At 63.8% G+C, this 8,339-nt stretch carries 10 protein-coding genes; 3 read left to right on the forward strand and 7 right to left on the reverse strand.

Features of this window, described 5'->3' with window-relative positions; genetic code table 11:
* Nucleotides 1-141 precede the first annotated feature (141 nt).
* The 3 genes from VMR03_RS02955 to purE are packed head-to-tail and all read right to left on the reverse strand — an operon-like array spanning nt 142 to nt 2,375.
* On the reverse strand, nt 142-714 hold the full coding sequence (locus VMR03_RS02955) for a PAS domain-containing protein (protein WP_325402123.1): 573 nt from the start codon (nt 712-714) through the stop codon (nt 142-144).
* Nucleotides 715-772: 58 nt separating this feature from the next.
* Entirely contained in the window at nt 773-1,879 is a 1,107-nt protein-coding gene (locus tag VMR03_RS02960) for a 5-(carboxyamino)imidazole ribonucleotide synthase (RefSeq protein ID WP_325402125.1), read from the reverse strand.
* 4 nt (nt 1,880-1,883) lie between these two features.
* Nucleotides 1,884-2,375 carry a 5-(carboxyamino)imidazole ribonucleotide mutase gene (purE, locus tag VMR03_RS02965; RefSeq protein WP_325402127.1) on the reverse strand — a complete coding sequence of 164 codons (492 nt, stop codon included), beginning with the start codon at nt 2,373-2,375 and terminating at the stop codon, nt 1,884-1,886.
* Nucleotides 2,376-2,594: 219 nt separating this feature from the next.
* Between purE and VMR03_RS02970 the strand changes: the two genes are divergently transcribed.
* Nucleotides 2,595-3,317, forward strand: a complete 723-nt coding sequence (locus VMR03_RS02970; RefSeq protein WP_325402129.1) for a GGDEF domain-containing protein — start codon at nt 2,595-2,597, stop codon at nt 3,315-3,317.
* Nucleotides 3,318-3,348: 31 nt separating this feature from the next.
* On the opposite strand, the gene VMR03_RS02975 is transcribed toward VMR03_RS02970, so the two are convergent.
* Nucleotides 3,349-3,555, reverse strand: a complete 207-nt coding sequence (locus tag VMR03_RS02975; protein ID WP_325402131.1) for a YdcH family protein — start codon at nt 3,553-3,555, stop codon at nt 3,349-3,351.
* Nucleotides 3,556-3,715: 160 nt separating this feature from the next.
* On the opposite strand from VMR03_RS02975, the gene VMR03_RS02980 reads away from it, so the two are divergent.
* Nucleotides 3,716-4,207: a TIGR02444 family protein gene (locus VMR03_RS02980; RefSeq protein WP_325402133.1), complete on the forward strand. Its 492-nt coding sequence runs from the start codon at nt 3,716-3,718 to the stop codon at nt 4,205-4,207.
* On the opposite strand, the gene VMR03_RS02985 is transcribed toward VMR03_RS02980, so the two are convergent.
* Nucleotides 4,208-4,819 carry a UbiX family flavin prenyltransferase gene (locus tag VMR03_RS02985; RefSeq protein WP_325402135.1) on the reverse strand — a complete coding sequence of 204 codons (612 nt, stop codon included), beginning with the start codon at nt 4,817-4,819 and terminating at the stop codon, nt 4,208-4,210.
* 113 nt (nt 4,820-4,932) lie between these two features.
* Here VMR03_RS02985 and VMR03_RS02990 point away from each other — a divergent pair, with 113 nt between their 5' ends.
* Nucleotides 4,933-5,112, forward strand: coding sequence for a YdcH family protein (locus VMR03_RS02990; RefSeq protein WP_325402137.1), 180 nt, complete (start codon nt 4,933-4,935; stop codon nt 5,110-5,112).
* Nucleotides 5,113-5,204: 92 nt separating this feature from the next.
* Here VMR03_RS02990 and VMR03_RS02995 read toward each other — a convergent pair whose 3' ends face one another.
* Together VMR03_RS02995 and VMR03_RS03000 are read right to left on the reverse strand one after the other, a co-directional pair.
* Nucleotides 5,205-6,464 carry a cytochrome P450 gene (locus VMR03_RS02995; RefSeq protein ID WP_325402139.1) on the reverse strand — a complete coding sequence of 420 codons (1,260 nt, stop codon included), beginning with the start codon at nt 6,462-6,464 and terminating at the stop codon, nt 5,205-5,207.
* A 230-nt stretch (nt 6,465-6,694) separates the two neighbouring features.
* Nucleotides 6,695-8,323: an acyl-CoA synthetase gene (locus VMR03_RS03000; RefSeq protein WP_325402141.1), complete on the reverse strand. Its 1,629-nt coding sequence runs from the start codon at nt 8,321-8,323 to the stop codon at nt 6,695-6,697.
* Between the last annotated feature and the right edge of the window lie 16 nt (nt 8,324-8,339).

Consider the following 8,339-nt stretch of genomic DNA (forward strand, 5'->3'; position numbering starts at 1 on the left):
GCCGAGACATGGAGCTTTCTCGACCGGCGTATCGACGACGTGATGCGCATCGAGAAGGTGAAGGCGAGCGTGAAAAAAGCGACGAACTGGTTGCCGGATCCCGTCGGGCTTCTGGGCAGGCTGCGTTACGGGCGCGGCTGATCAACCGGACGCAGGCGTCGTCGGCCGGCCGAAGCCGATATCGATCCATTCAAGATCGAGAATGCGCGCCGCCGTCAGCGTTTGCGGATATTCGTCCAGCCAGTCCGAAAACCTCACGACCCGGTTGAGGTTGACGAACCATCGCGCGGTACGGGAGTGCAGCGGAAGATAAAGCCCCTCGGCGACGGATTCGCGGCCTGAACTATAAAGATTGGTGAAGCGGGCGAATGCCGCACAAGGACGATTGACGACTTCTCCGTAATAGCGGCCGATTTGCGGACGCATGTTGTCGCTCTGGTTCAGCAGGCTGTTCTTTCCCGTCGGATCGTAGCCGAATCTTTCGACGACTGCCGGCCCGACGAAGCGATGCCGTATGTCCAACTCGGAATGGAACTCGGAAACGACGATATCCGGAAGCAGGCTTGTGAGGTGGAGGAGATCGAAATCGCGTGTGCCGGGAACGGAGACACCGCCACGCAGGCTGTTCCAGTAATCGAACAGCGCGTTGAAGCCTTCATATTCGAACTCGGGCCGTCTCTGCGGCGTCGTGCCTTTCGCCGGGGCGAGGTCCATGGCGTCGTTCCTTCTGCCCGCATCGGGGCCACGGACGACGAAGTTTGACCCAAGCTCCTTAACGAGACGTGTCCGGCCGGAGCGTTCCCAGGGGATAAAGGCGGGTCGCATGTCCCATCTTGCGGCCGGGGCGCGCCTCGGCCTTCCCATACAGGTGGAGTGCGGTATCTCCTTCGGCCGCGATCTGCAGCCAGCGATCGGCGTCACCGCCGATCAGATTGGTCATCACGGCGTCGGAGTGGCGCTTTGGGTCGCCGAGCGGCCAGCCGCAAATGGCGCGGATATGCTGCTCGAACTGGCTGACGAGGCAGGCGTCCTGCGTCCAGTGCCCGGAATTGTGGACACGCGGTGCGACTTCGTTGACGAGAAGGCGGGGGGCGGTGCCCTCCGGCAACACGAACATTTCGACGCCCATCACGCCGACATAGTCGAGTTCGTCGACGATCTTCGCGGCGATGGCCCGGGCGTCGTCGGCAAGCGTCGGCGCGAGCATGGCCGGCGCGAAGGTACGGTCGAGGATGTGATGCTTGTGGACGTTTTCGACCGGATCGTAGGCCGCTGTCTTGCCGTCGAGCCCGCGCGCGACGACGACCGAAATCTCGCGCTCGAAAGGCACGAAACCTTCGAGGATCGCCGGCGCTCGACCGATAGCATCGAAAGCCGCCCGCGCTTCCGAAGGCGTTGCGATTTTCGCCTGACCCTTGCCGTCATAGCCGAACCGCCGCGTCTTCAGAATTGCGGGCGTGCCGATCGCCTCGATCGCCGCCGCGAGAGAACGCTCGTCGTCGACATCGGCGAAGGGCGCCGTCGCAATGCCGTGCGAAGCGAGGAAATTCTTCTCGACCGAACGGTCCTGCGCCGTCGCCAGCGCGGCGACGCCCGGCCGTACCGGCGCATGTTCGGCCAGAATGCGCGCCGTTTCCGCAGGCACGTTCTCGAACTCGTAGGTCACCACATCGACACTGTCGGCAAAGCGCGCCAGCGCCTCCGCGTCTTCATAAGCGGCGCGCGTTCCGGCGGCGGCGACGTCCATCGCCGGCGCGTCCGCATCGGGACAATAGATGTGGCAGGTGAAGCCGAGTTCGGCGGCGGCGGCCGCGAGCATCCGCCCGAGCTGCCCGCCGCCCAGAATGCCGATACGCCCGCCGGGTGCGATGATCGTCAACGGATTACTCGTCCACCGGTGTCTCGCCGATCGCGTCCGTCTGCGCGGCGCGATAGGCGTCGAGGCGCTTGGCAAGGGCGGGATCGGTAAGCGCCAGAACGGCGGCGGCGAGCAGGCCCGCGTTCTTGGCGCCCGCCTCGCCGATGGCGAGCGTGCCGACCGGAATGCCGCCCGGCATCTGCACGATGGACAAAAGGCTATCCTGACCGTTGAGCGTCTTGGTCTGGACGGGAACGCCGAAGACCGGCAGCGGCGTCATGGAAGCCGTCATGCCCGGCAGATGGGCCGCACCGCCGGCGCCCGCGATGATGATCTTGAGACCCCGGCCCCGGGCCGTGGTCGCATATTCGACGAGCCGTTGGGGCGTGCGGTGGGCGGAGACGATCCGCACCTCGTGCGGGACGTCCAGGGCCTCGAGCGCCTCGGCGGCGTGCTTCATGGTCCGCCAGTCGGACTGGCTCCCCATGATGATGCCGACCAGAGCCTGTGCTGCCATTTTTCGCCGTCCAAGAGCTCCGCCGAAGGGAGCCCCCGGCGCGGAAAGCGAGGGAGTATAGGCAAGCGCCCTCGCTTGGCAAGGCGGCCTGCGTCACTATGGGACAGCCGGGTGGCATTTTTGGGCGAACGGTGGCATCTTCGATTCGTTTGGGGGGCCCGATGCATCGATCCGGCGGAAGCACCGGGACCGGTAGGAAGCGCGCCGGTGGGGTCTGGTATGAAGATCGGCGACAGCAGGCCGCTCGGAGGCGCATCGTCTTCGCCGGCCCGCGGTGAACGCGGGGATGCGGCGGGCAAGCCGGCTGGGGCCGGCGGCAGGACCGTGACGGATGCCGTGAGCTTCATGGGCATCCCGGAAGCCGAACTGACGCCCAAGGTCCGCGATGCCCTCATGTCGATCATGGCCGAGGTGGAACGTCTGCGCCGCGAGATGGACCAGGTCCGCCGCCGGCTGAAGGATGCCGAGGAACTTGCCGATCGCGATCCATTGATCCCGGTGCTCAACCGCCGTGCCTTCGTCCGCGAACTGTCCCGCGTCATCGCCTATGGGCGGCGCTACAAGGAACCGTCGGGCCTCGCCTATTTCGACATCGACAATTTCAAGCAGGTCAACGACACGCACGGCCATGCTGCCGGCGATGCGGCGCTGACGCATCTGGCGCAGCTTCTGAGCGAGCATGTGCGCGAATCCGATGTCATCGGCCGCCTCGGCGGCGATGAGTTCGGCGTCATTCTGGCGCGTGCGGACGAAAAGACGGCCGAGAACAAGGCGCGTTCGCTGGCGCAATTGATCGCCGATAATCCGCTCGTCGTGAACGGCACGGCGATACCCCTGTCGATCTCAGTGGGGGCTATCGCCTTCACGGGCGACGATGAGCCTCAGGACGCGTTGAATCGCGCCGACAGGGCGATGTATCAGGCCAAGAACAAATCGGAATAAAGTCTGGGCGCCCAACGCGATCCGGGACGTCCTACGCGATGATGTCCGGAAAAAGCTGGTCGTCGATTTCTCGAATCCGGTCGCGCAGGTAGAGCTTGCGCTTCTTCAGGCGCTTGATCTGGAGATGGTCGGGGCTCGGCGTCGACTCGATGGCGAGGATCGCGGTGTCGAGATCGCGGTGCTCTTCCTTGAGCTGCGCGAGAACAAACCGCAGTTCCTGTTCTTCCTGTTCGGTCATCGACGCCCAATGTGAAGGGGCCGTCCGGCAGGATGGGGCGCCCGGTGCCCCGATCCAGGAGGGACGCGGCCCCGCATCCCTGATCTTTTATGGCCGCATTGGCGGACAAGGGCAAGCCGATGATATGACGCGGGGAAAGGACGGGCGCAAAGGAGGGATCATGGTCGAGGACAGGCTTGAGCGGTTCTGGGGTTTTTCGGCGGACCTTTATGCCCGGCCGGGTGTCGAGACGGCTCTGCTTGCCCTGCAGGACGAGGATGGCCTCGATGTCTCGCTTCTGCTCTTTTGCTTTTATGTGGCCTCCCGGGACAGGGCGGTGGATGAGGAACTCGCGGCCGCGATGATCGCCGTCGGCGAGAACTGGGGCATGCGGGTCGTTGCGCCGCTGCGGGCCGTCCGGCGGGAACTCAAGCATCTGGCGCCTGACGGTACCTTGCGGGCGGAGGTGAAGCGGCTGGAACTCGCTGCCGAACGGGTGATGCACGCGGAACTGGAAGCCTTGTTGCCAGCCGAGGCCGACACGGACGCCGGCGATCGCCGGGCGCTCGCGGAACGCAACCTGTCGACCTGGCTCGGGGCGCGTAATCTTGCCCTCACCGCGCCGGCGCGGCGGGCGCGTCTGGCCGTGGTCCTCGACAGGGCTTTTCCCTGACTATTTCTTTTTCGGGCGGACGGGGCTGCGGCGGCCGCCCTTAACGTCCTCGCCCCAGCGGCGCGTCTCTTCGGCCTCGAGGCCGAAGAGATCGAGAACGCGGGCAACCGTCTGGGTCACGATGTCGTCGACGGTCTCGGGCTTCGTATAGAAGGCCGGTACCGGCGGCGCGATGACGGCGCCGATTTCCGACAGATGCGTCATGGTCCTCAGATGGCCGGTATGGAGCGGCGTCTCGCGCACCATCAGCACGAGGCGGCGGCGTTCCTTCAGCACCACGTCGGCGGCGCGCGTAAGGAGGTTCGACGTCACGCCGGTCGCGATCTCCGACATGCTGCGGATCGAACAGGGCGCGACGATCATGCCGAGCGTCCTGAACGAACCGCTCGAAATCGCGGCGCCGACATCCATAAGCTGGTAACGCGTGTGCGCCAGCGCCTCTATTTTCGAGACGCTCAGATCCATCTCGTAACCGAGCGTCATTTCCGCCGCCTTGGTCATGACGAGATGTGTCTCGATATCGAGCGAATTCAGCATTTCAAGCAGGCGGACGCCATAGGCGACGCCGGACGCGCCCGAGATCCCGACGATAATGCGTTTCGTTTCGCTCATGGGATCGAGATTTACATTCTCTTTGCTCTCTTTGCGAGAGGGGTTCGACAAGCCGTCAAAAAAGAGTCATGCTTCTTCTGCATTACCCACCCCAACGAAAGGTAGGTATACATATGGCTCTGGACTCGCATATCGCCGAACTCCGTGATCGGCACCAAGCCCTGCAAAGGGAAATCGAGACCGAAATCCATCACCCCTCAAGCGACGATCTCCGCATAGTAGCGCTGAAGAAGCACAAGCTTCGACTGAAGGAAGAAATCGAACGCCTGTCAGGCAAACGATCAGCCGCCTGACGGCCTCTCCCTTGCAAGTCTGAAATGCGACAGCGCCGGGCGGTGAAGCCCGGCGCTTTGTTGTTTTCGGATCGCTTGTTGACAGGGAATACCTACCCGAACGCGACCGGCAGATGCTTGATTCCGCCGACGAAATTCGAGCGCAGGCGCGAGACGGGGCCGGCGAGGCGGATGTCCGGAAAGCGGTGGATGACCTCGCTCATGATCGAGCGAAGTTCGATCCGCGCGAGATCGTTACCGAGACAGCGATGCCGCCCGAAACCGAAGGTCAGATGTTCGTTCGGCGTCCGCGTAATGTCGAAGCGGAAGGGATCGTTGAAGACGCTCTCGTCGCGATTGGCCGAGGGATAAAAGAGCACCAGCTTGTCGCCTTTTGCGACCCTGCGACCGGCGAGCTCCGTATCGTCCGACGCCGTACGCGCCATGTAGACGATCGGCGCGACCCAGCGCAGCATCTCCTCGACGGCGGTCGGCATCAGCTCCGGTTGCCGGCGAAGCATGACCGCTGCTTCGGGATATTCGATCAACGCCATCAGCGCGCCGCTGGTCGCATTGCGCGTCGTCTCGTTGCCCGCGAGCGCGAGCAAAAAGCAGAAGCCGAGAATGTCCATGTCGGCGAGCGGTTCGCCGTCGACGCGGCCGGCGATCAGCGTGCTCACGAGATCGTCCTTCGGCGCCGCGCGTTTTGCTGCGACATGCCGCGAGAAATACTCGAAAAAGGCCATGGCGGATTTCAGGATCACGTCGCGCGGTGCGGCCTCGCTGCCGAATTCCGGGTCCTCGCTGCCGATGACCGCATTGCTCCAGGCGAACACATCGTCGCGATCCTCGACCGGCACGCCGAGGAGTTCGAGAATGACGTCGAGCGGGAGGCGCGCCGCCACCGACGTCACGAAGTCGATCTCGCCGCCATCCGCCGCCGCCTCAAGTCGCCGCCGCGCGACATCATCGACGATCTCGCGGGTCTTGGCGACGATGTGTTCCTCGAGCCCCTTCATCGCCGGCGGCGTGAAGCGGTCGCGCACCACGCCGCGATACTTGCCGTGCTTCGGCGGGTCCATCATCAGCATCATCGGGATCGAGAAGGACGACATTTCGGAACTGTCATTGAGCTTGTTGAGCGCGACGCCCGGGCTGCTGATGAAGCGCCGCGCGTCGCGGCCCACCGTCACGATGTCTTCGTAGCGCGTCACCGCCCAGAAGGGGCCACGCTCCGGATCGTCCATGAAATGCACCGGATCCTCGCGCCGAAGTCGCGTCCAGGCTTCATGCGGATAGCCATGCGTTGCATAGAAACCGGGATCGAAAATGACTCCGGGATCGTCGCTGCGTTCGGTTGCGACCACGTTCATGGCGCTCTCCCTTGGAGGCAGATGAAAATCCTGATGCCGGCAGAGTGCTGCGCAACGAACAAAGGCGGACCGTCCATTTGGACGGGCTCACACCAGCGGCGGTGTCATCCCGGGCTTGTCCCGGGATCCAGGGGCAACAAACTCCGTGCAAGCAGCCACTGGGCCCCGGCACGAAGGCCGGGGTGACAGAATGGGGGGCGAAGGGAAAGGGGCGGAAAGAATATCTCGCCCTAAAGCTTTCCGGCCATGTCCCTGAGCTTGAACTTCTGCACCTTGCCGGTCGATGTCTTCGGCAGCTCCGTGAAGACGACCGTCTTTGGGCATTTGAAATGCGCGAGATTGGCGCGGCAATAGGCGATGATCTCGTCCGCCGTCACCGTCGCCCCTGTCCGGAGCGTGATGAAGGCGCAAGGCGTCTCGCCCCATTTATCGTCGGGCCGCGCGACGACGGCCGCCTCGATGATGTCGGCATGCTTGTAGAGGATGTCCTCGACCTCGAGCGACGAGATGTTTTCGCCGCCGGAGATGATGATGTCCTTCGAGCGGTCCTTGAGCTGGATGTAATTGTCCTTGTGCCAGACGCCAAGATCGCCGGAGTGGAACCAGCCGCCTTCGAAGGCTTCCGCGCTCGCCTTCGGGTTCTTGAGATAGCCCTTCATCACGACATTGCCGCGGAACATGACTTCGCCCATGGTCTCGCCGTCGCGCGGGACCTCCTCCATCGTCTCGGGATCGCGCACCGAAAGCCCCTCGAGGACCGGATAGTTGACGCCCTGCCGCGCCTTTACCTGCGCGCGGGCATTGACCTCGAGTTCGTCCCATTCGTCGTGCCAGGCATTGACCACGGCGGGCCCATAGGTCTCGGTAAGGCCATAGACATGGATCACGTTGAAGCCCTGATCCTCGAGCTTCTTGATGGTGGCGGCCGGCGGCGGCGCGGCGGCGGCGAAGAAATGCACCGTGTTCGGCAGGGGCTTCTTCTCGTCTTCGGTCGCGTTGATGAGAAAGCCCATCACCGTCGGCGCACCGCCCATATGCGTGATGCCATGGGTCGCGATCGCGTCGAAGATGTTCTTCGCCGTCACGCGGCGCAGGCAGACATGCGTGCCGGCGACCACGCTCATTGACCACGTAAAGATCCAGCCGTTGCAATGGAACATCGGCACCGTCCAGAGATAGACGGAATGATGCGTCATGCCGGCGGTGACGATGTTGCCCATCGCGAGGAGATAGGCGCCGCGATGATGGAAGACGACGCCCTTGGGGTTGCCCGTTGTGCCCGACGTGTAGTTGAGGCTGATCGCCTGCCATTCGTCGGCGGGGAGTTGCCAGTTGAAGCCGGGGTCGCCCTGGCCAAGGAAGGCTTCGTATTCCATCTCGCCGATGGCGGTTCCCGCCCCGTCATATTCCGGATCGTCGATGTCGATGACGAAGGGCTTCGCCTTGGCGTGGGCGAGCGCCTCCTTGCCGAGCCCCGCGAATTCGCGGTCGACGAAGAGCGCCTTCGCCTCGCCGTGATCGAGCATGAAGCCGATGATCGGTCCGTCGAGGCGGATGTTCATCGTGTTGAGCACGGCGCCGATCATCGGCACGGCATAATGCAGTTCCAGCATCGCCGGGATATTCGGCGCGATCACGGCCACCGTGTCGCCGAGCCCGATGCCGCGTTCCGAGAGCGCCGAGGCGAGCCGCCGGCAACGCGCATAGAACTCCGCATAGTTGCGGCGCAGCGGCCCGTGGATGATGGCGAGCTTGTCTGGATAGACCTCCGCCGCGCGCTTCAGGAAGGACAATGGCGTCAGCGGCTGAAAGTTGGCCGGGTTCTTGTCGAGATCGATCTCATACGGATTGGTGGTCATTGCTCCCCTTGGACGG

The organism is Parvibaculum sp., assembly GCF_035511255.1.
In the GTDB taxonomy this organism is placed as follows: Bacteria; Pseudomonadota; Alphaproteobacteria; order Parvibaculales; family Parvibaculaceae; genus Parvibaculum.

Bases quoted from the DNA above. Each gene is read 5' to 3' on its own strand.
- VMR03_RS02985 (WP_325402135.1), bottom strand. From the start codon at position 4,819: ATGAGCGAAACGAAACGCATTATCGTCGGGATCTCGGGCGCGTCCGGC.
- VMR03_RS02955 (WP_325402123.1), bottom strand. From the start codon at position 714: ATGGACCTCGCCCCGGCGAAAGGCACGACGCCGCAGAGACGGCCCGAG.
- VMR03_RS02995 (WP_325402139.1), bottom strand. From the start codon at position 6,464: ATGAACGTGGTCGCAACCGAACGCAGCGACGATCCCGGAGTCATTTTC.
- VMR03_RS02990 (WP_325402137.1), top strand. From the start codon at position 4,933: ATGGCTCTGGACTCGCATATCGCCGAACTCCGTGATCGGCACCAAGCC.
- VMR03_RS02970 (WP_325402129.1), top strand. From the start codon at position 2,595: ATGAAGATCGGCGACAGCAGGCCGCTCGGAGGCGCATCGTCTTCGCCG.
- purE (WP_325402127.1), bottom strand. From the start codon at position 2,375: ATGGCAGCACAGGCTCTGGTCGGCATCATCATGGGGAGCCAGTCCGAC.
- VMR03_RS02975 (WP_325402131.1), bottom strand. From the start codon at position 3,555: ATGACCGAACAGGAAGAACAGGAACTGCGGTTTGTTCTCGCGCAGCTC.
- VMR03_RS03000 (WP_325402141.1), bottom strand. From the start codon at position 8,323: ATGACCACCAATCCGTATGAGATCGATCTCGACAAGAACCCGGCCAAC.
- VMR03_RS02980 (WP_325402133.1), top strand. From the start codon at position 3,716: ATGGTCGAGGACAGGCTTGAGCGGTTCTGGGGTTTTTCGGCGGACCTT.